Consider the following 293-nt stretch of genomic DNA (forward strand, 5'->3'; position numbering starts at 1 on the left):
GGCGGATATGTTCCATCAGTTCCCTATCGCGCCGGGCACGCGGGCTGGCCGTGGTCGGATCTCTTGCTATGGCCGCCTGATGATAAAACGTTGATGGGGCAATCGGCAGAGCGCGACAGATTGGCTCGACCCCGTAATCGGCACGGTAGACTTCAATAAACGCGATCATTTGCGAAACCGGCGGTCGAGCTCCGCCTGTGCAAAATAAGCCGAGGCCTTCTTCAGGATCTCATTGGCCTGACGCAGTTCACGGACCTCACGCTCCAACGCCTTGATCCGTGCCGTCTCGGCCG

Annotated in this window: 1 pseudogene and 1 other annotated feature; the pseudogene reads right to left on the reverse strand. The window is 59.4% G+C overall.

The window, feature by feature from the left end:
* Positions 1 to 293, reverse strand: a pseudogene (locus Abci_RS13005) (IS3 family transposase); the annotation flags it as partial.
* Positions 95 to 211: a sequence feature (AL1L pseudoknot), on the reverse strand. Its footprint overlaps the pseudogene before it by 117 nt.

It is taken from the genome of Acetobacter cibinongensis, assembly GCF_000963925.1.
GTDB classification, from domain to species: Bacteria; Pseudomonadota; Alphaproteobacteria; order Acetobacterales; family Acetobacteraceae; genus Acetobacter; species Acetobacter cibinongensis.